At 63.0% G+C, this 23,625-nt stretch carries 20 protein-coding genes and 1 tRNA gene; 20 read left to right on the top strand and 1 reads right to left on the bottom strand.

Features of this window, described 5'->3' with window-relative positions:
• The 20 genes from ABUH87_RS03765 to ABUH87_RS03670 all read left to right on the top strand — a co-directional run bounded on the left by ABUH87_RS03765 (position 1) and on the right by ABUH87_RS03670 (position 22,319).
• Positions 1 to 1,470 carry a UDP-N-acetylmuramoyl-tripeptide--D-alanyl-D-alanine ligase gene (locus tag ABUH87_RS03765; RefSeq protein WP_367769727.1) on the top strand — a complete coding sequence of 490 codons (1,470 nt, stop codon included), beginning with the start codon at positions 1 to 3 and terminating at the stop codon, positions 1,468 to 1,470.
• Positions 1,471 to 1,485: 15 nt separating this feature from the next.
• Positions 1,486 to 2,556, top strand: coding sequence for a phospho-N-acetylmuramoyl-pentapeptide-transferase (mraY, locus tag ABUH87_RS03760; protein ID WP_367769724.1), 1,071 nt, complete (start codon positions 1,486 to 1,488; stop codon positions 2,554 to 2,556).
• An 8-nt stretch (positions 2,557 to 2,564) separates the two neighbouring features.
• On the top strand, positions 2,565 to 3,908 hold the full coding sequence (gene murD, locus ABUH87_RS03755; protein WP_367769720.1) for a UDP-N-acetylmuramoyl-L-alanine--D-glutamate ligase: 1,344 nt from the start codon (positions 2,565 to 2,567) through the stop codon (positions 3,906 to 3,908).
• Positions 3,908 to 5,113 carry an FtsW/RodA/SpoVE family cell cycle protein gene (locus ABUH87_RS03750; protein WP_367769716.1) on the top strand — a complete coding sequence of 402 codons (1,206 nt, stop codon included), beginning with the start codon at positions 3,908 to 3,910 and terminating at the stop codon, positions 5,111 to 5,113. Before murD ends, ABUH87_RS03750 begins: the two co-directional genes overlap by 1 nt.
• Entirely contained in the window at positions 5,110 to 6,297 is a 1,188-nt protein-coding gene (murG, locus tag ABUH87_RS03745) for an undecaprenyldiphospho-muramoylpentapeptide beta-N-acetylglucosaminyltransferase (protein ID WP_367769713.1), read from the top strand. Before ABUH87_RS03750 ends, murG begins: the two co-directional genes overlap by 4 nt.
• Positions 6,294 to 7,703 carry a UDP-N-acetylmuramate--L-alanine ligase gene (gene murC / locus ABUH87_RS03740; protein ID WP_367769710.1) on the top strand — a complete coding sequence of 470 codons (1,410 nt, stop codon included), beginning with the start codon at positions 6,294 to 6,296 and terminating at the stop codon, positions 7,701 to 7,703. The genes murG and murC overlap by 4 nt, the downstream gene beginning before the upstream one ends.
• A gap of 8 nt (positions 7,704 to 7,711) precedes the next feature.
• Positions 7,712 to 8,608 carry a UDP-N-acetylmuramate dehydrogenase gene (gene murB, locus ABUH87_RS03735; RefSeq protein ID WP_367770326.1) on the top strand — a complete coding sequence of 299 codons (897 nt, stop codon included), beginning with the start codon at positions 7,712 to 7,714 and terminating at the stop codon, positions 8,606 to 8,608.
• The gene (locus ABUH87_RS03730; RefSeq protein WP_367769705.1) at positions 8,605 to 9,588 is read left to right on the top strand and encodes a D-alanine--D-alanine ligase; all 984 of its coding nucleotides are present in this window, start codon (positions 8,605 to 8,607) and stop codon (positions 9,586 to 9,588) included. The genes murB and ABUH87_RS03730 overlap by 4 nt, the downstream gene beginning before the upstream one ends.
• Positions 9,585 to 10,514 carry a cell division protein FtsQ/DivIB gene (locus ABUH87_RS03725; protein ID WP_367769702.1) on the top strand — a complete coding sequence of 310 codons (930 nt, stop codon included), beginning with the start codon at positions 9,585 to 9,587 and terminating at the stop codon, positions 10,512 to 10,514. Before ABUH87_RS03730 ends, ABUH87_RS03725 begins: the two co-directional genes overlap by 4 nt.
• Positions 10,514 to 11,791, top strand: coding sequence for a cell division protein FtsA (gene ftsA, locus ABUH87_RS03720; protein WP_367769699.1), 1,278 nt, complete (start codon positions 10,514 to 10,516; stop codon positions 11,789 to 11,791). The genes ABUH87_RS03725 and ftsA overlap by 1 nt, the downstream gene beginning before the upstream one ends.
• A 153-nt stretch (positions 11,792 to 11,944) precedes the next feature.
• Positions 11,945 to 13,534: a cell division protein FtsZ gene (ftsZ, locus tag ABUH87_RS03715; RefSeq protein ID WP_367769696.1), complete on the top strand. Its 1,590-nt coding sequence runs from the start codon at positions 11,945 to 11,947 to the stop codon at positions 13,532 to 13,534.
• Positions 13,535 to 13,815: 281 nt separating this feature from the next.
• Entirely contained in the window at positions 13,816 to 15,651 is a 1,836-nt protein-coding gene (locus ABUH87_RS03710) for an SPOR domain-containing protein (protein WP_367769693.1), read from the top strand.
• A 131-nt stretch (positions 15,652 to 15,782) separates the two neighbouring features.
• Positions 15,783 to 16,301: a type III secretion system chaperone family protein gene (locus ABUH87_RS03705; RefSeq protein ID WP_367769690.1), complete on the top strand. Its 519-nt coding sequence runs from the start codon at positions 15,783 to 15,785 to the stop codon at positions 16,299 to 16,301.
• Between the two features lie 53 nt (positions 16,302 to 16,354).
• The gene (gene proC, locus ABUH87_RS03700) at positions 16,355 to 17,167 is read left to right on the top strand and encodes a pyrroline-5-carboxylate reductase (protein ID WP_419956658.1); all 813 of its coding nucleotides are present in this window, start codon (positions 16,355 to 16,357) and stop codon (positions 17,165 to 17,167) included.
• A 115-nt stretch (positions 17,168 to 17,282) separates the two neighbouring features.
• Positions 17,283 to 18,023 carry a Bax inhibitor-1/YccA family protein gene (locus ABUH87_RS03695; protein ID WP_367769687.1) on the top strand — a complete coding sequence of 247 codons (741 nt, stop codon included), beginning with the start codon at positions 17,283 to 17,285 and terminating at the stop codon, positions 18,021 to 18,023.
• 135 nt (positions 18,024 to 18,158) lie between these two features.
• Positions 18,159 to 18,857: a hypothetical protein gene (locus tag ABUH87_RS03690; RefSeq protein WP_367769684.1), complete on the top strand. Its 699-nt coding sequence runs from the start codon at positions 18,159 to 18,161 to the stop codon at positions 18,855 to 18,857.
• 94 nt (positions 18,858 to 18,951) lie between these two features.
• Positions 18,952 to 19,027: transfer RNA gene (locus ABUH87_RS03685), tRNA-Ala, on the top strand.
• Positions 19,028 to 19,124: 97 nt separating this feature from the next.
• Positions 19,125 to 20,180 carry a GTPase ObgE gene (obgE, locus tag ABUH87_RS03680; protein WP_367769680.1) on the top strand — a complete coding sequence of 352 codons (1,056 nt, stop codon included), beginning with the start codon at positions 19,125 to 19,127 and terminating at the stop codon, positions 20,178 to 20,180.
• Positions 20,181 to 20,283: 103 nt separating this feature from the next.
• Complete coding sequence (gene proB / locus ABUH87_RS03675) at positions 20,284 to 21,414, top strand: glutamate 5-kinase (protein ID WP_367769677.1); 1,131 nt, start codon at positions 20,284 to 20,286, stop codon at positions 21,412 to 21,414.
• Entirely contained in the window at positions 21,411 to 22,319 is a 909-nt protein-coding gene (locus ABUH87_RS03670) for an NAD-dependent epimerase/dehydratase family protein (protein WP_367769674.1), read from the top strand. Before proB ends, ABUH87_RS03670 begins: the two co-directional genes overlap by 4 nt.
• Positions 22,320 to 22,326: 7 nt before the next feature.
• Here ABUH87_RS03670 and ABUH87_RS03665 read toward each other — a convergent pair whose 3' ends face one another.
• Positions 22,327 to 23,607 carry an MFS transporter gene (locus tag ABUH87_RS03665; RefSeq protein WP_367769671.1) on the bottom strand — a complete coding sequence of 427 codons (1,281 nt, stop codon included), beginning with the start codon at positions 23,605 to 23,607 and terminating at the stop codon, positions 22,327 to 22,329.
• Positions 23,608 to 23,625 lie beyond the last annotated feature (18 nt).

The following is a 23,625-nucleotide window of genomic DNA, read 5'->3' as shown; positions in this document are numbered from 1 at the left end:
ATGCACGCCATTGCCCGCATCCTCGACTGGCCGGTCGAAGCTCCGGAGGAGAACTGCCTCGCACTGTGGGATGCGGAGAGCATCGCACGCGCCGTGAAGGGTACGGCAAGTGGTGAATTTCTGATTTCAGGGGTCGAGATAGACAGTCGCGACGTGCAGCCGGGCGACCTGTTTTTCGCATTGAAAGGAGAGACGACCGACGGTCATCGGTTCCTCGATACCGCCTTCGCCAAAGGTGCGGCTGCCGCGGTCGTCGATCGGCCGATCGATCGGCCTCATATTCTGGTGAAGGACACCATGGATGCGCTCGTACGTCTCGGTGCCGCCTCGCGCGCACGCAGCCGTGGCCGCATCGTCGGCGTGACGGGCTCGGTCGGGAAGACCGGAGTGAAGGAATCCATCTTCACTGCGCTGGATCGTTCCTCGCACGGGGACGCGCATCGCTCCGTCAAAAGCTATAACAACCACGTTGGTGTTCCGCTGAGCCTGGCCCGAATGCCCGCCCGCGCCCGGTTCGGCATCTTCGAAATGGGGATGAACCACGCCGGAGAGATTGCCGCCCTCACTCGTCAGGTACGCCCTGACGTAGCGGTGATCACGACGATTGCGCCGGCTCACATCGAGATGCTGGGCTCCGAAGAGGCTATCGCCGACGCCAAGGCGGAGATATTCCAGGGACTGGAGCCCGGTGGGGTCGCCATTATTCCTGCCGACAGTCCGCACTTTGGGGGTTTGAAGTCTGCGGCTGAAAAGCTTGGCGTTACGATCGTTTCTTTCGGTAAGGCTGCGCATGCGAACGTGCGGCTGCTCGATACCGTCGCGGCCATAGGCGGCGGCTCGCTGGTGACGGCAGACATGGGCGACCGCCGGATTTGCTACACTGTCGCTGCTCCTGGCGAGCACTGGGTAATCAACTCTCTCGCGGTTATGGCCGCGGTCCGCGCGGTGGGCGGGGACCTCGGTGCCGCGGGCGTCGCGCTGGCCGAGATGGAGGGTCTGGCCGGCCGCGGCGCCCGCATTGAGATCGATGTGCCTGGAGACGAGCCGGACGCCAAAGCTCTCCTCATCGACGAGAGCTATAACGCCAATCCTGCCTCGATGCGTGCAACTTTGGCGCAGCTTGGCCGTACGCCCGCACGGCGCCGCATCACAGTGCTGGGCGCGATGAAGGAACTCGGCAGTCATGGGCCGGATTACCATGCCGCGCTTTCCGGGCCGATGCGCGAGGCAGGCGTCGATTATGCGGTCCTCGTCGGGCCTGAGATGCGCCCGCTGAGCGAGGAACTGGGGAAAGCCGAGGTCAACGCGCTTGGCAAACCGCTGACCTTCGCCCATTGCGAAACCGTGCGGGAGGCCATTGACACTCTGCGCGCCTTCGGGCTGGAGCGCGACGACGCAATCCTTGTAAAAGGATCGAACTCGGTCGGGCTTGCAGCCCTCGTTTCAGCTCTTAGCAAGCGCGAAGGGTAGGTTCCCACCCCCGAAATGCTGTATATCATCGCAGATTGGTTTCACTTCGAAGGGGGCGCGAACCTCTTCCGCTACCAATCATTTCGCGCGGGTGCCGCGTTGATCACCGCTCTGTTGATCGGTTTGGTGATCGGCCCTCGCTTCATCAACATGCTGCGCGTGCGGCAAGGTAAGGGCCAGCCGATCCGTGAGGATGGGCCCAAGACGCATCTCGCCAAGCGCGGGACGCCGACGATGGGCGGGCTGATGATCCTGACGGCGCTTGTCTTGTCCATGCTCATGTGGATGGACCTGACGAATCCGTTCGTCTGGGCCTGCCTCGCCGTGACAGTGGGCTTCGGAGTGATCGGCTTCCTTGATGACTATGACAAGGTCACGAAGCGGCACCATGCCGGACTTTCCAGCAAGCTTCGCCTGCTGCTAGAGTTCGTCGTCGCGGGCATCGCAGCCTACATTATCGTCAGCCAGATCTCCACGAACCTATATGTGCCGTTCCTCACCGGGCGCTACATCCCTTTGGGGCCATTCTACTATGTCTTCGCGGCCTTCGTGATCGTGGGCGCGGGCAATGCCGTGAACCTCACCGACGGTCTGGATGGTCTTGCGACGATGCCGGTGATCATAGCGGCAGGCACCTTCGCCATCATTGCTTACCTTGCCGGTCGCGTGGATTATGCGGGCTACCTGGGTATTCCACATGTGCCCCGCGCTGGTGAACTGGCCATCTTCTGCGCTGGAATCATGGGGGCGGGACTTGCCTTCCTCTGGTTCAACGCACCGCCCGCCGCGGTGTTCATGGGCGACACCGGAAGTCTTGCTCTGGGCGGTGCGCTCGGCGCGATCGCAGTTGCCTCTCACCATGAGATCGTGCTGGCAGTCGTGGGCGGCCTCTTCGTTCTGGAGGCGGCTTCCGTCATCATTCAAGTGTTCTTCTTCAAGCGAACCGGCAAGCGCGTGTTCCGCATGGCGCCTATTCACCATCACTTCGAACAGCTCGGCTGGGCAGAGTCGACGGTGGTGATCCGTTTCTGGATCATCTCCATCGTGCTCGCAGTGGCGGGTTTATCGACGCTGAAGTTGCGATAGCTTCGGCCGTGCTCACTTCCCCCATCTTCGCAGGAAAGCGGTACGCGGTTCTCGGGCTTGCGCGGTCAGGTCTGACGGCGGTCGAGACCCTGCTGGCGAGCGGTGCGCAGGTCATGGCCTGGGACAACCGCGAAGAGCCGCGCGCCGCTCTGGCAGATCGGGTGGAATTGGCTGATCCGGTGAGTGCGGACCTTGCGGGACTGGCGGGCGTCGTCGTCTCGCCGGGCATTCCGCTAAACCGCCATCCGATCGCAGAAGCTGCAGCTCAGGCCAATGTGCCCGTGATCGGCGATATTGAGCTTTTTGCGCTCCTTCGCCCAAGCTTGCCCGCACACAGGGTCGTGGGCATCACCGGCACCAACGGGAAGTCGACCACAACCTCGCTTGTCCATCACGTGTTGGAGAGCGTCGGTGTGCCCGCATGTATGGGCGGCAACATCGGCTTGCCCATCCTCGGGCGGGAGCCTTTGCCTGACGGCGGCGTCTACGTGCTCGAATTGTCGAGCTACCAAATCGATCTGACGCACAGCCTCGACTGTGATGTGGCTGCATTGCTGAACATTACGCCAGATCACCTCGACCGCTACGAGGGCTTTGGCGGCTATGTTGCGTCGAAAGCCCGCCTCTTCGGAATGCAGGCCGCGGACAACTGCGCGGTGTTCGGAGTCGGAGACGACGAGACGGCGGCGATTGCGGGCATGCAGGTGACACAACACGAACCCGGCCGTGTACGTTTCGCCGACGGGCGTGACATGGTTGACCTGCAGAAGGACTGGCCTTCTCTGCAGGGCCCCCACAACCTCCAGAACGCGGCCGTTGCCGTTGCGATTGTGGAAGCCTTGGGATTGACGAGGGCGCAGTGGGAGCCGGCGCTGCGCACTTTCGCGGGGCTTCCGCATCGCATGGAGCGTGTTGCGGAATCAGGCGGCGTGCTTTTCATAAACGACAGCAAGGCGACCAATCCCGCGTCTACGGCACCGGCTCTGGCGGCCTTTCCTCCCAATCCCGAACGGCGCATCCATTGGATCGTAGGCGGCTTGCCGAAGGGCGAGGATCTTGATGAATGCAGCCGTTACTTCGGGAATGTCGCTGCCGCATATACGATTGGTGATGCCGGCCCGATTTTCGCTGACCTTCTGGCGCCACACATGGAGGTTTATCGTAGCGAGATGATGGCAGAGGCGATCCGCATGGCGATCAGCAACGCGCGCCCTGGCGACATTGTGATGCTTTCGCCTGCATGTGCGAGCTTTGACCAGTTCCGCGACTACGAAGCGAGGGGTAAGGCCTTCCGGCAGATCGTGGAGGCGCTGACGATGCCCGGCGCCAATGATGAGCAGGAGCGCGGCTGATGGCTACGCGCGCCACCCCACTACCGATCAGCGGTAATGCTCTGGTACGGTACAACCGTAACCGGCGAAGCCGTCTGGCGATCTGGTGGCAGGAGATCGACCGGGTCGTGCTCGGCCTCGTTCTGATCCTGATGGCTATAGGGACGATCTCGGTGGCTGCGGCTTCACCGGCGAGCGCGCGGCGTCTCTCCACGTCGGCCAAGGACCTGTCCGATCTTCACTTCCTCGTTCTGCATCTGCGCTGGCAGGCTCTGGGTCTGGTTGCGCTCTTCGTGACCTCCACGCTGTCCAAGGACGCGGCCAGGCGTCTGGGCATCGTGTTGGCAGGAGTGATGCTGGCTGCGCTGGTGCTCGTGCCGTTCGTCGGCAGCGAAGTGAACGGTGCCCGGCGGTGGATCAACCTTGGCATATCGATCCAGCCATCCGAGTTCCTCAAGTGCGGGTTCCCTATCATGCTCGCCTGGATCCTCTCCTGGCAGGTGCGCGACAAGGGACTGCCCGTCATGCAGGTGACCATCGGTCTGGTGGGCGTGATCGCTGTGCTGCTGATGATGCAGCCGGACTTTGGTTCGACGATGCTGTTCGCAGGCACGTGGTTCGTGCTTGTGCTGCTCTCCGGGCTTGATGTGAAGCGCGTGGCGGCCGTCGCGATGTTGGGAATTGTGGGAGTGGCTGCAGCGTACTTCCTCTACGACAATGCGCAGAACCGTATCGATGCGTTTCTTGGCGGCGGCAGTGCTTATGACCAGGTGGATCTTGCCCAGCGTACGCTGCTCAACGGTGGCTGGCTGGGTGCGGGATTCTGGATGGGCACACGCAAGATGGCGCTTCCGGAGGCTCATACCGATTACATCTTTTCTGTCATTGGCGAGGAGTTCGGTCTGGCTGCCTGTGCGGTGGTCGTGATGATCTACAGCGCCATCTTGGTGCAGACGATCTTGCGTCAGGTGCGCGAGGATGACCTGTTTACGGTTCTGGCGGCAACCGGTCTTGCCGCTCAGTTCGGTGGGCAAGCCTTCATCAACATCCTCGTGAACCTGCAGCTATTCCCGTCCAAGGGTATGACCCTGCCTCTCGTTTCCTATGGTGGCTCATCCACTGTTGCGGTTTGCACATGCCTGGGGCTGCTGCTGGCGTTGACGCGCCGAAATCCCTTTATCGATCGAGAGCGCTTCTCGCTCAGTGACGTCGGAGATCTGTCATGACTGCCGTGAGCCGCCACTATGTGCTCGCAGCCGGAGGAACCGGGGGGCATCTGATCCCCGCCTTTGCGCTTGCGGTGGAGCTTGAGCGGCGAGGGCACCATGTCGCGCTGATCACCGACGAGCGCGGAGCGGCAATTCCAGGCAAGCCCGATTCGTTGCCGGCCCACATTCTGCCTCCTGGGCGCATCGCAGGCAAAAATCCGTTCGCATGGGTGAAAGGCGCCAGAGGTGTGCTCGAAGGGAGGCGCATGGCGCTGCGTCTGTTCGAGAGCTTCGAGCCTTCAGCGGTTGTCGGTTTTGGCGGCTATCCCGCGCTGCCGACTATGCTGGCGGCCCGTGCGGCGAAGATCCCGACACTGATTCACGAGCAAAACGCGGTGCTTGGGCGAGTGAACCGCTTTTTCGCTTCGCGGGTGGATGCGATTGCGACTGCCTTTACGAAGGTGGACCGGCTCTCTGCCAAACTGCAGGACAAGGTCACACTTGTCGGCAACCCTGTACGAGCCGAGGTGCTGGCTCTGCGTGAGGCACCGTTTCCTCCGTTCACAGAGAACAGCCTTTTCCGAATACTCGTGACAGGCGGAAGCCAGGGCGCAAGGGTGCTTTCGGAGGTGGTTCCAGATGGACTGGCCATGCTGCCCACTGCGTTGCGTTCCCGCTTGCAGGTGATCCAGCAGTGTCGTGCCGAGGATATCGAGACGGTCCGCCAGCGCTATGCCACCCACGGTATTCCGGCCGAGCTGGCGACATACTTCGAGAACATGGCGGAACGGCTTGCCGGTGCGCACTTGTTCATCGGCCGGGCAGGCGCATCGACCATCGCGGAACTGACGGGCGTTGGGCGCCCCGCCATTCTGATTCCCCTTCCGATCGCGACTGACGATCACCAGGCCGCGAACGCTCGGGAGATGGCGTCTGCAGGAGGAGCTCGCTCGATCCGACAAAGCAAGTTCACCGGGAGCGAGTTGGCAAAGCAGATCCAGGCCATGGCTCAGCATCCCGAGACACTCGCGAATGCGGCTCACGCTGCGTGGAACTGCGGTCACCCCAATGCCGCCGCCGATCTTGCGGATCTGGTGGAGAGTTTCGGCGGCGCGCCTCTCATGGATGTGATCCGGATGGGCACGAAGTCCACAGGGGCTCCGAACGGCAAGAAGGCCCTTGCGCTCGAGGTGGTAGAATGAAGGGCGTCGCCACCGATATCGGAACCGTACACTTCGTCGGTATCGGCGGTATCGGCATGTCCGGCATCGCCGAGGTCATGCACAACCTCGGCTACACCGTGCAGGGTTCGGACATAGCCGAGGGCTACGTGGTCGAGGGGCTGCGCTCTCGCGGTATAAAGGTGATGATCGGCCACGCTGCCGAGAACGTGACCGATTGCGCCGTGGTCGTGACATCCACTGCGGTAAAGCGTGACAATCCCGAAGTGGTCCATGCCTTGGAGAACCGCATTCCGGTGGTGCGCCGGGCCGAGATGCTGGCAGAGCTGATGCGGCTCAAGAACACCGTCGCTGTGGCTGGCACACATGGCAAGACGACGACCACCTCAATGGTGGCTTGTCTGCTCGAGGCGGGCGGTGTCGACCCCACTGTCATCAACGGCGGTATCATCAATTCCTACGGGTCCAACGCACGTTTGGGCGCAAGCGATTGGATGGTCGTAGAGGCGGACGAAAGTGACGGGTCCTTTCTGAGGCTCGATGGCACGATTGCCGTTGTCACCAATATCGATCCTGAGCACCTTGAGCACTACGGCAGCTTCGACAAGGTGAAGGACTGCTTCATCGAATTCATCGAGAACGTGCCGTTTTACGGCGCGGCCGTGCTCTGCGTCGACCATCCCGAGGTGCAGGCCGTAATCTCGAAGGTTCGCGACCGGCGGGTGATTACTTACGGTTTCTCCGCTCAGGCAGACGTACGGGGGGAAAACGTCACGCCGGTGCCGGGCGGGAACCGGTTCGACGTCGTGGTTCGTGAGCGCGACGGCACACAGCGTCGGATCGAAGGCATGGAACTGCCGATGCCCGGACGTCACAACGTGCAGAACGCCCTCGCCGCCGTGGCCGTGGCCATCGAGATGGGCTGCGGCGACGATGTGGTGCGAACCGGCTTCGCGCAGTTCGGTGGAGTGAAGCGTCGCTTCACCCGGGTGGGTGAAGTGAACGGCGCGACGGTGATAGACGATTATGGTCACCACCCTGTCGAAATCCGCGCCGTGCTTGCCGCTGCGCGCGAAGGCGTGAAGGGCAGGGTTGTCGCCGTTGTTCAACCTCACCGTTTCACGCGGCTGCGGGACTTGATGGACGATTTCCAGACCGCCTTCAACGATGCCGACGCGGTCTATGTCACTCCGGTCTACGCAGCCGGTGAGGCGCCGATCGAAGGGATCGATGCCGATGCGCTGGTCGCCGGACTGAAGGCGCGTGGCCATCGCGATGCCCACGTCGTCAGCGGTTTCGACGACCTCTCCGATGCGCTGGCGCGTGTCGTGCGTCCCGGCGACATGGTCGTATGCCTGGGGGCGGGGGACATCACCAAGTGGGCGGCCGGACTTGCAGGCGCCATCGAAGGGAAGCTGGCTGCGTGACGCTCGACATGCTCCCCAGCGTGGCTGGCAAGTTGACGCCCGATGCGCCGCTTGCGCCGCTGGTCTGGTTCAAGTCTGGCGGGCGCGCGGAATGGCTGTTCGAACCGCGCGATCTGGCGGACCTGCAGGCTTTCCTGCAAGGCTTGGATCCCGCTGTCACCGTCATGGCCCTAGGGCTCGGTTCGAACATGATCGTGCGGGACGGCGGAGTGCCCGGAGTGGTGGTGCGGCTTGGCAAGGCCTTCGCAGGCGTGCGTAGGCTGGATGCCGTCACGCTTGAGTGTGGCGGCGGCGCGTCGGGCATCCTCGTTTCGTCGACGGCACGCGACAACGGCATCGCAGGCCTGGAGTTCTTGCGCTCGATACCGGGTACGGTGGGCGGCTTCGTACGCATGAATGGCGGCGCCTATGGCAGCGAGGTCAAAGACATTCTCGTCGACTGTGATGTGGTGCTGCGCTCGGGCGAACTGGTGACGCTGCAGAACGCGGCTTTGCGCTATACCTATCGACACTCGGAACTGCCGGAAGGTGCCATCGTCGTCGCGGCGCGTTTCCGCGCGCGCGCCGGGGAGCCATCTGCCATCCAGGCGGAGATGGATCGGATTTCGGCAAGTCGTGAAGCATCGCAGCCGCTGCGCTCGAAGACCGGCGGCTCGACCTTCAAGAACCCGCCTCCGGAGCTTTCCGGAGGCCACAAAGCGTGGGAACTCGTCGATCGGGCAGGCTGTCGCGGGCTGACTCTGGGCGGCGCGCAAGTGAGCGAGAAGCACACCAACTTCCTGATCAACACCGGGGAAGCGACAAGTTCGGATATCGAGGCGCTGGGCGAGGAAGTTCGCAGGCGTGTCCGGGAAAGCTCCGGCGTGGAACTAGAGTGGGAGATTCAAAGGGTGGGCAAGAAGTGAGCGACAGCGCGGTGATCCCCAAGCTGCACATCGCCGTCCTGATGGGTGGCTGGTCCTCGGAGCGCCCGGTCTCGCTGATGAGCGGTGAAGGCGTGGCGAAGGCGCTCGAATCCAAGGGCCATACTGTCACTCGCATCGACATGGACCGGGACGTTGCACTGCGGCTCAGCGAAGCGAAGCCGGACGTCGTGTTCAACGCGCTTCATGGCGCTCCGGGAGAAGACGGCACCGTGCAGGGCATGATGGACCTGATGGGGCTGACATACACTCATTCGGGGCTCGCCACCTCCGTCATCGCTATCGACAAGGAACTGACCAAGCAGGCGCTTGTGCCCCAGGGCATTCCGATGCCGGGCGGGCGGATCGTGGAAAGCGCCAGCATTTTCCAAGCTGACCCCCTGCCGCGCCCCTACGTGCTGAAGCCCGTCAACGAGGGCTCTTCGGTCGGCGTCGCTATCGTCACAGAAGAAGGCAACTACGGAAGCCCTATTGCGCCTGACGCCCGAGGGCCTTGGCAGGACTTTGAACGCCTGCTGGCCGAACCGTTTATCCGGGGGCGAGAGCTGACCACCGCCGTGATCGGCGATCGGGCTCTGCTTGTGACCGAGCTCAAGCCGAAATCCGGCTTCTACGACTTCGACGCCAAGTACACCGACGGCCTGACCGAGCATGTGTGCCCTGCCGAAATACCAGAAGAGATCACCGCAGCCTGCCAGGATCTTGCATTGCGTGCTCATCGGCTTCTGGGCTGTCGTGGTACCAGCCGGTCCGACTTTCGGTGGGACGACACTCAAGGCGTGGAAGGGCTGTTCCTGCTGGAGGTCAACACGCAGCCGGGTATGACCCCGCTCAGCCTTGTTCCCGAGCAGGCGCGCGCCTGTGGCATGGAGTACCCGGAGCTGGTGGAAGCGATCGTGGCAGAGGCCTTGGCCGACGCCCGTGCCCAGCGCGTGGCACGGGATGGGAAGGCCGCACCATGAGCCAGACCATCCGCCGCAAGGCCACGAGCGTCCGCAAGACTGCGGCGGCGCACGGCAAGCGGCAGAAGGTCAAACAGGCCAAGGCCCGCACAGGCTCTGCGCTTGATCTGCTCATGGCCTGGCTTCCATTCACGGAAGCGCAGCTGCACCGGATGTTTCTTGCGGTCATCCTCAGCGCTGCGGCGGCGCTGCTCTGGGCTGTCGCTTCGGTCGCCGGGATCCCAGCGATGGCCAATATGCAGATCGCGCAGATCGCTTCCGACGCAGGCTTTGAGGTCCGGCACGTTGACGTACGCGGTGTGCAGAACCTCAACGAACTCCGAGTTTATGAGCGGGCCCTCGCGCAGCGGGATCGGTCCATGCCGCTCGTCGACCTGGAGAGCTTGAGGCAGGATCTGATCGGTCTTTCCTGGGTGAAGGATGCGCGTGTTTCGCGCCAGCTTCCGGATACGCTGGTTATCGATATCGTCGAACGTGCGCCGCATGCCGTGCTGCGAAAGGCCGATCGTTTCGTGCTCATTGATGAGACCGGGCACGAACTGGAGGCCGTGACGCGGGCCGCTGCGCAGGGCAGACTGATTGTTTCCGGTCTCGGTGCAGGGCAGCAGGTCACCGGGCTTACGCGGCTGCTGGACGCCGCACCCGCCTTGAAGCCGCGGGTGCAGGAGGCGGAATGGATCGGCAACCGCCGGTGGAACATCACGTTCAAGACCGGGCAAGTGCTTGCTTTGCCGGAGGGTGAGAGAGAATCGGCCGGTGCGCTGGTGTCTTTTGCGCGGCTTGACGGCACGAACCGGCTGTTGGGTGGGAAGGTGACGATCTTCGACATGCGGGCTGGGGACCGCATCTATCTGCGTATTCCGGGCCGAGAGGCAGAGCAAGCGGCTCTTAGCGCGGGTGCTGTTCGTCAGGGGGAGAAGAACTGATGGCTGGACCGCGGATCAGTCGCGTTTTTGGCGCAGTGAACATCGGATCATTCCGTATTTCCGCCATCGTCGCGGGCATTTCCGATGTGGGCGACATGGTTGTGCTTGGATCAGGCCATCGTGCCAGTCAGGGCGTCAGGCGCGGGTACGTTACCGACATGGCCGCTGCCACCTATGCCGTCCGCGATGCCATCGATCGCGCTGAGAAGATGGCCGACACCTCGGTGCAGCGGGTCTGGGTAGGGTGCTCAGGCGCGGGGCTCGTCAGCCAGGTCGCCGAAGTAGACGCGGAGATCGGCGGCAGGCGTATCGAGCAGGAGGATATCGATCAGCTCCTCGTATCGGCTCGTGATGTTATCCGTCCCGACGGGCGTGTTGTCCTGCATGCGCAGCCCGCGCAGTATCGGCTGGATGGCGCTCATGGCGTGGTCAGTCCAAAGGGACTGCACGCGGAACGGCTTGGCGTCGATATCCACATCATGCTGGCGGACGGTGCGCCGATCCGCAACCTGACCGAGGCCGTCCAGTCCGCGCATCTAGAGGTCGAGGCTGTCGTGGCATCGCCCATTGCCGCAGGACACGCCTGCCTCTCGCCCGAAGAACAGGACTTGGGCGTCGCGCTGGTCGAGTTCGGTGCCGAGGTTACGAACGTGGCGGTCTATTCGCAAGGGATGCTAACCGGATTGACGGCCATTCCGATGGGTTCAGCAGACATCACTGATGCAATTGCGTCCGCTTTCGGCATTCGGCGCTTCCAGGCCGAGCGCCTGAAGTGCGTGAATGGGTCGGCACTGGCCAGTCCTACTGATCACCGCGAGATGATACCTGTCAACGCGCCTGGCGAGGAAGAGGGCGGCCCGATCGCTCGCCATGCGGATGACAAGAATCGCATTCCGCGTGCGGAACTGATCGCGGTTATCACCGGGCAACTCGGCGTGCTGATGGAAGAGGTGAACAAATCGCTCAAAATGATGCGATTCAATGGTCAGCGCGGCAAGCAAGTGGTCTTTACCGGCGGTGGGGCCGAACTGGTGGGATTGGCCGATTACGCCCAGGCTGCGCTCGGTAAACCGGTGCGTATCGGTCGTGTTCCGCACCTCAACGGTCTTGCGGAGGCACATGTAAAACCAGGGTTTTCGACTCTTGCGGGGCTTGTGCTATACGCTGCAGCCGACCCGGTCGATATCCGGGCCCTGAATCGCCGTCAGACCCTTGTTCGGGCGGAGCGGATGGGCTCGGTTGGTCGTATCTATCGCGCGTTTCGGGAGTACTTCTGAGCCGGCGAGGGATCAGCCGTCGCGGCGAACCGTTCCTCGGTTGCGCCGGTCGGCTGTGGACAAAGCTTTACCGCACTTTGCTCGATGGAGTTCAGGTATGCCATCAGGCTTGGTCAAGGAATTTCATCCGCGCGTGTCTGCCAGGAGAGTGAGATGAGCATCAATATCGGGCCGCCGGCGATCGAGGAATTGCGCCCGCGGATCCTAGTAATCGGCGTTGGCGGTGCTGGCGGCAACGCCATTGCCAATATGATCAACGCGCAGATCGAAGGCGTTGACTTTATCGTCGCCAACACGGACGCGCAGGCGCTGAACAGCTCGATCGCGGAAAACCGCATCCAGCTGGGGCCTGATATCACTCAGGGCCTTGGTGCCGGGTCGCGGCCCGAGGTCGGTCGCGCCGCGGCTGAAGAGACGATCGAAGAGATCGAACGGCTGCTTGAAGGCGTCCATATGGTCTTCATCGCGGCCGGTATGGGCGGCGGCACGGGCACGGGAGCCGCGCCGATCATCGCCAAGGCTGCGCGCGACAAGGGCGTGCTGACAGTCGGCGTGGTCACGAAGCCCTTCCTCTTCGAAGGCACGCGGCGCATGCGCTCGGCCGAGGCTGGCATCGAGGAACTGCAAAAGCACGTCGATACGCTGATCGTCATTCCGAACCAGAACCTCTTCCTGGTGGCGAAAGCGGAAACCACCTTCAAGGAGGCGTTCCAGCTCGCCGACGAGGTGCTGCAGCAAGGTGTTCGTTCGATCACCGATCTCATGGTCATGCCCGGCCTCATCAACCTCGACTTCGCCGACGTGCGTTCCGTCATGGGCGAGATGGGCAAGGCGATGATGGGTACGGGTGAGGGCGAAGGCCCGAACCGTGCGCTCGAAGCTGCGGAACGTGCAATTGCCAACCCGCTTCTTGACGGCGTCTCGATGCAGGGCGCCAAGGGCGTCATCATTTCGATCATCGGCGGTGACGACATGAAGCTGCTCGAGGTGGACGAAGCGGCCAATCACATCCGCGAACTGGTCGACAGCGACGCGAACATCATCTGGGGCTCGGCCTTCAATCCTGACCTGCAGGGCAAGATCCGTGTCTCTGTTGTTGCGACCGGGATTGAGCAGTCCGCAGAGCAGGCAGAAATCGCTTCTCGTCCGGTCAACCTTGGCATGTCTCGCGGCCCTGTGAGGCCTTCGGCAGCACCCGCCGGTGAAAGAGTTCCGGCTCCTGCGTTGGCCCCGCCTGCGCACGAGCCAGCGTCTGCAGAGCCAGAGAACGCTGAGCCGGAAGCGGAGCCACTCGACCTTTCCGAAGCGGCTCAGTTCGAAGAAGACGAAGCTGCGCTGGAACTCGGAGGTGCTGAGGAGCTGCCGGAGGAGCAGGTGGAGAGTGCTCCCGCCAGCTACGGCAATCCCGCCGGCATCGCGCGACCGCAGCGCCAACCGCTGGACCTGAGCGGGGTGCAGCAGGCATCGATTGCCAAGACGAGCCGTCAGGACGAGCTGGACCTTGCCGCTGATGCCGCTGAGCAGGCGCCAGCGTTTGGAAGGCGTCGCGCGTTCCCGGCAGAGCCTGCACCGGCTCCTGCACCCGCGCCTGCGCAGCGCCCGGCTGCAACCGGAAGCACTCTGTTCGAGCGCATGTCCAACTTGTCGCGCGGTTCCAAGGCCGCTCCCTCGGTAGACTCCGACGACGATGATGGTGCCTCGATCAGCATCCCGCGGTTCTTGGGGCGTCAGAACAACCAGTAAGCCCATCTGGCAGGAGCGGCCTGCGCCGTTCCTGCCCAGTTCAGCTTGGCTCCGCTATACGGTGCTGGATGGTCCGGCGCCTTTTAAGCCGGTCGAAAAGGAAGTGCCTCACCTTGCAGCTAAGGCGTCGTCTTGGAGCATGGCTCGCAAGCGCAGCCTCCACAGGACTGCTCGCGTTCCCACATGCCGTGCATGCGCAGTCTGCGCCTGTGGTGTCGCAGCCCGTCGTCCAGGCCCTGCCGAGCGATGATTCGCGGCGGTTGACTCAGGCGCTCGCGCGTTTGGCAAGAAATCCACGCGACATCGATGCTCTGATTGAAGCCGGCGATTCGGCCACCGCGATGGGCGATCCTGAGGCGGCGGCCGGCTTCTACAAGCGCGCTGACGCCATTTCCGCCAACAATCCCCGCGTTCAAGCAGGTCTTGCCCGGGCCCTTGTCCTGCAGGGAGACCCGATGGCGGCACTTCCGCTGTTTGCGTCGGCGGAGGCGCGCGGAGCGGCGGATGATGTCACCGCTGATCACGGGCTCGCCTACGATCTGGTCGGAGATCAGGCCGCCGCGCAGAAGTACTACCGTGTGGCGCTCGCCCGAAAAGACGACGACGAACTGCGCCGGCGCTATGGCGTAAGCTTGGCGATCGCTGGCGATGCCGCTGCGTCGGAGGCGATGCTGATGCCTCTGCTGCGCAAACAGGACAAGCCGGGCTGGCGTTCGCATGCATTCGCTCTTGCGATCGCTGGGAAGACCAAGGAAGCCGTCGAGACCGTCAACGCGATCCTGCCCACGCAATTGGCGGAAAGTATGACGCCGTACCTGCGCTACATGCCGCGGCTTACAAGGGCGCAGCAGGCTGCAGCTGCCAATCTCGGCAAGTTTCCTCGCGCGGCGGAGATTGGGCGCGACGATCCTGCGATTGCGGCATACGTCCCTCGAACCAGCACACGAGTGGCGGCGGCGGATGCCGGTCTGATCCCCAAGGGTAAGCCGATGGGCAGCGGCACGACAGCGCCCGCAAACGCCACGGCAAAGCAGAAGGCGGCAGAGCCCTTGAGTCGTGCCCAGGTCAGGGCCAAGGAACGAGCAGCTAAGCTTGCGCGAGCGGAGGCTGACGCCGCTGCCCGCGTAGCACCGCCTGAGCCTATGCCAGCTATTGATCGTTCGGAATCTGACGAGTTGCCGCCCGTTGGCGGCGCACGGAATCCAGCAAAACCGGGTGCAGGCACAAGTGCCGCCAACGCCAGGCCTGCGGCTCCCGAATCTTCGTCATCGCGGCTGCCAGCAAATGCGCAGCGGCAGACAAGTACGTCTGCGGTTGCCGCTAACCTCAGCAAGCCTGCTCCCGGCGGGTTAGAACCTGTCCGCGCGACGGCTGCAGTGGTGCCTGACAGGTCAGTGCCGGCAGCCTCACCCGCGAACACTCTCGCTACTCAAAGTGCGGCTCCAGCACCGGGATTTGACCTGGCCCGCGTGGGGACGGCAACGGCAAACACCCCGCGTGCCAGCGGGGGCTCGGCGCCCGGTTCAGTGACGCTCGAACAGATATTCGCCGACCTTGGCGCGCCGAGCCGTGCGCCTGCACCTGTCGCGGGGGCTGTAGATGTACTCGCGATAGAGCCGGCCAAGCCGGAGCCTCCCGCGCAGGCCGTTGTGGACGCCGTTCCGGCTAAGCCTTCTGCATCCAAGGCTGACGAGTCAAAGGTTGCGGAAGCCGACAAGGGCACGCAGAAGAAGAGCGGTTCCGGCAAGGCGCCGGAAGCCAAGGATGAGAAGCGCTCGGCGGCCAGCACCAAGAAGGGAACTGGCAAGAAGGCTGAGAGCAAGAAGGAGGCGCCCAGTCATCCGAGCCGCATCTGGGTGCAGATTGGGGTCGGTCGAGACGAGAAGGCGATTGCGTTCGACTGGGGCCGGCTTTCGAAGCAGCATTCCGCGCTGTTCAAGGGGCGCAAAGCGAATGTGAGTGACATGGGACGCACGAACCGCATCCTTGTCGGTCCGTTCGAAACCCAGAAGGAGGCCGGCGAGTTTGCGGCTCAGGTCAAGAAGGCGGACATTTCGAACGCCTTTGTTTGGACCAGCCCCGCCGGTCAGGTGGTGGATCAGCTCGCGAAGGATTGATCCAGCGGCGGCAACAAGTGGCTTATCCACACGCTGTTCACAGACTTGTGGAGTTTTGCGCAGCCCTGTGATGCCACGCAATTGTGCCGCGCACCTCGAAAGACGCAACTGATGCGCGTCAGGGAGGCGTAATGTCAGGATTTATGAGAAGCGTTGGCGACGAGATCGAGCGCGAGGAAGAGGCTGCTCCGGTGGAGATGCTTGCAGCGCTGTTCGAGGCGCGCGACTGGCCATATGAGTACGCCGGCGAGGATGAGATTTCCGCCGAAGTGAAAGGCAGCTGGGCGACGTACCAGTTCCAGGCGATCTGGCGCCCCGAGGATCATGTGCTGCAGCTGCTCTGCCTGCCTGAAATCCGGGTGGCGGAAGCAAAACGCGCGGCCGTTTTCGAGGCGTTGGCACTCATCAACGAGCAGTTGTGGCTTGGCCACTTCGATGTCTGGTCGAACGGCGGTGTCGTGCTTTATCGCCATGGGCTCATGCTGGGCGAAGAGGGTCTGCTCGGCCCGGCTCAAGCGCAGGCGGTAGTTGAGGCTGCGATCGACGAGTGCGACCGGTTCTACCCCGTGTTCCAGTTCATTCTCTGGGGTGACAAGACCCCGGCCGAAGCTTTGGCCGCGGCGCTGGTCGACGCTGCAGGTGAAGCCTGAGCGTTGTTGGCAGCTGCGCCGCGTTCCTCTAGCTCCTCGGTCCAGACAAGGAGATGAGTATGGAGCTGATGGAGCGGATCCTTATTGTTGGCTGTGGCAATATGGGCGGAGCGATACTCCAGGGCTGGCTGCGGAGCGGTATGGAGCCTTCGCGCTTCACGATCGCTGATCCGGGGTTGGAGGCTGCTCCTGAAGGTGTGGCACTCGTGCGCGAAGTTCCCGAGGAAGCCTTTGATGTCGTGCTGCTCGGGGTCAAGCCTCAGTTGCTCGACGCTGTAGCGCCGCAGGTCACCAAGGCGGTCGGTGCCCGCACGGTGCTGCTTTCGATCCTCGCTGGCGTCGAGCTGGCCACGCTGTCGGGCCGGTTCTCCTCCAATGGCGGCCTCGTGCGGCTTATGCCCAACCTTGCGGCCGCGATCGGTAAATCGCCCCTCGCGCTGGTGGGAGAAGGCCTGAGGGAACAGGACCGCGCGGCACTGGAGAGCCTGCTTCAGCCACTCGGCTCACCGGAATGGCTGCAGGATGAGACCCTCTTCGATGCTGTGACGGCTCTATCGGGGTGCGGCCCGGCATTCGTCTACCGCTTCATCGACTCGCTGGCGGCAGGCGCGGTGGCGCTTGGGATTGCTCCCGCTCAGGCCCAGCGTCTGGCACTTGCGACCACCGAAGGGGCCGCTTTGCTAGCGGCGTCCTCGCCCTATGGACCGGGAGAACTCGCGCGTCGTGTGGCCAGCCCTGGAGGCTCGACACAGGCGGGGCTGGATGTGTTCGATACCGATGAGAAACTTTTGCGCCTTGTCGAGGAAGCCATGAGAGCGGCCGAACGCCGTTCTGCCGAAATGGGGAAAGCGGCTCGAGGCGGTTGATACAATTCGTCACGTGCGGTCACGTCCACTTGTTCTTGAATTGTCAACGCAGAAGTCCGATATCTGGCAAGTCCGGAAACACCGCATTGGGCGGTGCCGGGATAGGGAGTTTAAAATGGCTAACTGGAACGACCCCCAGCCCCGTTCGGGCTTCGGTGCGTCCCCGGGCCTCGGCGGCCAGGTGGGCACGCGCGCCAGCTACGATGCCGGGCTGCGTCGCCACATGCTGTCGATCTATAACTACATGGCGTCGGGCGTGCTGCTCTCCGGCATCGTTGCGATGCTGTTCGCCAACTCGGGCTTCGCTGCGCAAATCATGGGCACACCGCTCTGGTGGGTCATCGCGCTTGCGCCGCTCGGGTTCGTATTCGGCATGAGCTTCGGCGCCAATCGGATGAGCACGACTACGCTTCAGGGCCTGTTCTGGGGCTTCTGCGTGGTCATGGGCCTGTCGCTTTCGACCATCTTCCTCGTCTTCACGTCGCAGTCGATCGCGAGCACGTTCTTCGCCACGGCAGCTGCTTTTGCAGGGCTTAGCCTTGTGGGCTACACGACGAAGAAGGATCTGTCGGGCATGGGCTCGTTCATGATCATGGGTCTCATCGGGATCCTGGTCGCGATGTTGATCAACCTGTTTATGCAGTCGACTGTGCTGCAGATGGCGATCTCGGCTCTGGGCGTGCTGATCTTCGCGGGTCTGACCGCTTACGACACGCAGCGTCTGAAGCACCAGTATTATGAACTGGCCGGCACGGACTTTGCTGGGAAGGCGATCGTCCTCGGCGCCCTCAGCCTCTATCTGGACTTCATCAACATGTTCCAGTTCCTGCTGAGCTTCATGGGTCAGCGCGACTGACAAGGGACTGGGGCACGCTCTGCGCCCAATCATCCACAGGTCATTGATGGTGCCCGGCGCGAGTTGCTCGCGTCGGGCATTTGCATTGCGGGTTTAAGCGGATACATGAGACATCTCACATTCTGGAGAGGGTCGGTGACGGGTCCCATGACCAAACGCTTCTGGAAACTGGCGCCGATGGCGGTGCTGATCAGCATCCTCGCTGCGTGCGCACAAAAGACGCCTCCGCCTCCGCCTCCTCCAGTGGTGGTGATCCCGCCGCTGCCGCAGCCCCCGATGGGCGCGCCGGAGAATATGCGCATTCCTGAAGTGGCAGAGAATGGCGTGCGCAAGACCGTCAATACGGATGTCTCCAGCGCACAGGCGGTGTGGAACCTGCGCTCCGCGTTTAACGTGGCTGCACTGAATTGCGTGGAGCCCGAGTATGCTGCCGTTCTTGAGGGCTACAAGGGTTTCCTGAAGGTCCACGACAAGTCGCTGGACAAGGCCAACGCTGAACTCAACAAGAGCTTCAGCGGAGCTTTCGGCGGCAGGGAGGGCATCCGCCAGCGTGAGACCTATCAAACGCAGGTCTACAACTTCTTTGCGGTGCCGCCGGTCAAGACGACCTTCTGCGAAGCGGCGATGCAGATTGCCTCCGAGATCGCTCTGCTGCCTGCTGGGCAGTTGGAAGGTTACGCCCCCCAAGGGCTGGCGAAGATCGAAGCGCCATTCATGGACTTCTTCAATGCCTACGATCAGTATCGTGCAGACTTGGCAGCATGGCACGCCAAGTACGGCGGGATCGTGGTTATTGCACCGGAGCGGCGCGCCGAGGCAGTGACGCCGCAGTAACCCTGGATCGCAAATTTCTCTTTCGCGCGAGCGGCCAGTTCGCTAATGGAGCCGCTCGCGACGCGGTAACTCCGTCTCGCGCGATTGCTGGAACGGGGCCGTAGCTCAGCTGGGAGAGCGCGTCGTTCGCAATGACGAGGTCAGGGGTTCGATCCCCCTCGGCTCCACCAGTGATTGATTTCTGGCTATCGGCCGCACATGGTTGCGGCCGTTCGCGTTTTGGCGGACCGCGACTGGCCGCGCACGTTCCATCGGACTGAGACCGCCATGCACTTTCTCGATCAAGCCAAGATTTACATTCGCTCGGGTGCCGGCGGACCGGGGGCTGTCAGCTTTCGGCGCGAGAAGTACGTCGAGTATGGCGGACCGGACGGAGGTGACGGCGGAAAGGGTGGCGACATCGTTTTCGAGGCGGTTGCCGGGCTCAATACCCTGATCGATTTTCGCTACACGCAGCATTTCAAGGCGCCGCGTGGCGGACATGGGATGGGCAAGGATCGCAAGGGCGCGCAGGGCAAGGATCTCATTATCAAGGTTCCCGTCGGAACCCAGATCATTGATGATGAGGATCGCGAGACCGTCCTGGCGGACCTTGTAGAGGCCGGCCAGCGCCTCACGCTGCTGGAAGGTGGTCTGGGCGGTCGCGGCAATGCCTCCTACAAAACATCGACAAACCGTGCTCCGCGTCAGCACCAGCCCGGCTTGCCGGGCGAGGAGCTGTGGGTGTGGCTGCGGCTCAAGCTGCTCGCGGACGTGGGGCTTGTCGGACTGCCCAACGCGGGCAAATCCACGTTCATCAACCAACTTACCAACACCCGCGCCAAGGTGGGGGCCTATCCCTTCACAACGCTGCACCCGCAGCTGGGCGTGGTGCGGCACAAGGAGCGTGAGTTCGTTCTGGCGGACATTCCCGGGCTGATCGCGGGTGCTGCCGAAGGTGCAGGTATCGGCGACCGCTTCCTTGGCCATATCGAGCGCTGCCGTGTGCTGATCCACCTGATCGACATCGCGGGGACCGATCCTGCCGAGGCGATGCAGATCGTCGAAGAGGAGCTTTCGGCTTATGGAGGCGGGCTGGAAGAGAAGCCCAGGCTGGTGGTCCTCAACAAGATCGATCTTGCCGATCCCGAATTGGCGGCTGCTTTCGCCAGCGAACTGAAAGAAGCTGGCGCCGATCAGGTCTTTGCCATCTCCGGTGCTACAGGAGAGGGCATTGACGCGTTGCTGGACGGGGTCATCGCCTACCTTCCTGCTGCGACCGTAACCGAGCGCCCGCAGGGCGAGCGGGAGGAGCAGGACGAGACGCCCTGGTCTCCGCTCTGATGATAGGAGAGGCAGGGCGATTCGTCAGAGCGACGACGTGCCTCTGGCGTCCGATGCAGGCGCTTTCCTTGAGGGGGCGAACCGCCTAGAGGCTTGCACGCCCATGACGATCGCCAACCTTTCCGACCTTACAAAAACGACCTCGTGCCCGCTCCTGATCGTCAAGGTCGGCTCATCTCTGCTGGTGGACGCAGGCGGCGTTCGCCGTGAGTGGTTGCAGGGTCTCGTCTCCGAAATTGCTGAGGCGCGCGCGCGCGGGCAGGGCGTTGTCATCGTCTCTTCGGGCGCCATCGCGTTGGGCGCCGCGCGGCTTGGCCTTGAAAAGGGCGGCCGTGGCAGCCTAGCTGATGCTCAAGCCGCCGCCGCCGTCGGGCAGATCGCGCTCTCCGGTCTCTGGGCGGATCTGCTCGCCGCGAAGGGGCTGACCGCTGCGCAGATCCTGCTGACCCTGGAGGACCTCGAGGACCGTCGACGGTATCTGAACGTCACCGCTACGCTGGCGCGGTTGCTGGATGCGGGTGCGGTTCCGGTAATCAACGAGAACGACTCGGTGGCGACGCAGGAAATCCGTTTCGGTGACAACGATCGTCTTGCCGCTCGCGTGGCACAAGCGGCGCAGGCAAATGCGGTCTTGCTGCTGTCCGATGTTGACGGTCTCTTCGACCGCAACCCGAAGGAGCCCGGTGCACGCCTGATCGAGCGGGTAGATGGTGTGACGCCAGAGATCCACAGCATGGCGAGCAGCGATTCGGCGTCGGGCATGGGCTCTGGCGGAATGACCTCCAAGCTGCAGGCGGCGCAGATTGCCGAGTTGGCCGGTATCGCACTCGTGATCGGAAACGGTGTTCACGGTCGTCCCATTGCCCGGGTGGCGGAAGAAGGCATCGGCACGCTGTTTCGCCCGCGCCGCAAGGCAGGCGCTCGCAAGGCGTGGCTGGGCGGGCGTCTTCGGCTCAAAGGCGAACTGACGGTCGACGCGGGTGCAGCGGCGGCACTTGCCCGCGGGTCGAGTCTGCTGGCAAAGGGAGTGACACGCGTCGCCGGAATGTTCGAGCGCGGCGATCCGGTGGCGATATGCAGCGAAGACGGGCGCGTCCTTGCGCATGGACTTGCGGAGTACGACGCATCTGAATGCGCGCGCCTGAAGGGGCATCACTCCAGCGAGCACGCTGAGCTTCTAGGTTATGCACCCCGTTCGGCCGTTATTCACCGCGATCAGTTGGTTCTGAAGTGATCATCGCGCTGACGGGAGCAACCGGCTTTGTCGGTCAGGCATTTGTCGACCTCGCGTTGGCTGCGGGGCACCAGCTGACAGCTCTGGCGCGGGCGCCGCAGGATCCGAGGCCGGGCGTGGAATGGATCTCCGGCGACCTGGAGAACCGGGCAGCTCTCGCCACGCTGGTTCGCGATGCCGATGCCGTCGTGCACATCGCCGGTGTGGTCAATGCTCCGGACCGGGAGGCGTTCGAGATCGGGAACGTCAGGGGCACGCTGAACCTGGTGGAAGCCGCAGGCAAGGAGGGCGTGAGCCGCTTTGTGCATGTCTCTTCCCTCTCGGCGCGGGAGCCATCGCTTTCCGCCTATGGTGCATCGAAGGCACGCGGCGAGACGGTCGTGAAGGCAACTCTGCTGGACTGGACCATCGTGCGTCCGCCGGCAATCTACGGCCCTCGCGACAAGGAGATGTTCGAATTGTTCCGGGCCGCGCGTTGGGGCCTGGTTCCGATGCCCAAAGAGGGTCGTGCTTCGCTGATCCACGTCGAGGATCTTGCGCGACTTTTGCTGGCGCTGCTGCCGGGAAGCCTTCGGGTGAGTGGTCACACGTTCGAGCCGGACGACGGACGGGCGGGCGGCTGGGAGCACCGTGAGCTGGCCTTGGCGATTGGCTGGGCCGTGGGGCGGCGTCCGAAAGTGTTGAGCCTTTCACCGGCCGCTTTGCGGCGCGCCGCAGGAATAGACGGCTTCCTGCGCGGGCGTGGCGCCAAGATGACGCAGGATCGGGCGGCCTATTTCAGTCACCCCGACTGGACTGGACAACCATCGGCCCAGGTGCCGCACGAGGTATGGGAAGCGACTGTAGAGACGCGGACCGGGCTCAAGACGACGGCACAGTGGTACAGGGAACAAGGCTGGCTTTGAGGGTGCCTTATGGCGCTCTCAGAGGGGGATGACGGAAGCCGTACAGGCTGATCAAGGCGACTGCGAGCGTGACGATACCCAAGGCGCCGACCACGCCACCTGCGTCCATCCCGCCAGCCAGCATCGCACTGACGAGCCCCACCACCACAACGGTCACGGCGGCATTGACGATGTTGTTGGCTGCGATCGCCTGAGAGCGCTCTCCGGGCGCTGTATCGACTTGCAGGACCGCGTAGAGCGGCACGATGAACATGCCTCCTGAAAAGGCGATCAGCACCACGTCCGTCAGGGGCCTCCATGCACCGGGGTGTGCAAGAAACTCAGCAATGCCGGCTTGATCGAGTGGCGTCCCGAAACCGCGTGCCGACAGCCAGAGGTCGATGAGACCGGCCGCCATGCCCAGGGCACTTACCGGGACGAAGCGGACGGAAACTTCTCCCTTGAGCAGCCGGTTTACCGCCAGTGATCCCACTGCAATCATGACGGAGAAGACGGCGAGGAAGAGATTCACCACTGACTGGTTCCCACCGAACCTGCCCGACACCAGCGGCGCAAATTCGCTCACCAAGACGGCTCCGGCTGTGAAGAACCAGCTGATCGCCAATATCGCCAGCCAGACACTGCGTTGCTGTCTGGCGCTGCGCAGGACATGCCAGGTGCCGCGAAACAGGTTGAGGTCAAACGCCTTCTTCGAAGTTGCAGGAGGAGCCGTCGGCACGGAAAAGCTGGCCGCAAGGCCTGCTACGGCCAGCACAAGCCCTGTGACCCCGGCTACTTGCGGGTCGATTAGTCCGGCAAGGAGTTGCCCGCCGAGAATGGCAAGGAAAGTGCCTCCCTCGACAAGACCGGTTCCGCCCATGATCTCTTCGCGGCGCAAATGCTGGGGCAGGATGGAGTATTTGACCGGACCGAAGAAGCTCGAATGGGTTCCCATGAGCAACAGGCAAACGAGCAGGATCGTCACGGAACTGAGCCAGAAGCCGAGCAGGGCGAGAGCCATGATCGGAACTTCGACGCATTTTATCACTCGCACCAGCAATGCCTTGTCGACGCGGTCCGCAATCTGTCCGGCAAGAGCGGAGAAGAGGAAGTACGGGAGGATGAACAGGCCGGTTGCGACGACGGCAAGCTGTTCGGCTTTCTCCGGTGCTGCTGCAAAGATGCTGAAGTTCGCCATGAACAGCAGCGCGAACTTCAGCAGATTGTCGTTGAACGCGCCCAGAAACTGCACGGCGAACATCGGACCAAGCCTGCGGGTGCGCAGAAGTGAAAGATCGGGTGGGGACACGCTCACTCCTGCGGCGAG

Source organism: Novosphingobium rhizovicinum (assembly GCF_040813635.1).
Taxonomy (GTDB): domain Bacteria; phylum Pseudomonadota; class Alphaproteobacteria; order Sphingomonadales; family Sphingomonadaceae; genus Novosphingobium; species Novosphingobium rhizovicinum.
Note: the sequence above shows the minus strand (reverse complement) of the source record. Positions and strands in the feature narration are given on the sequence as shown.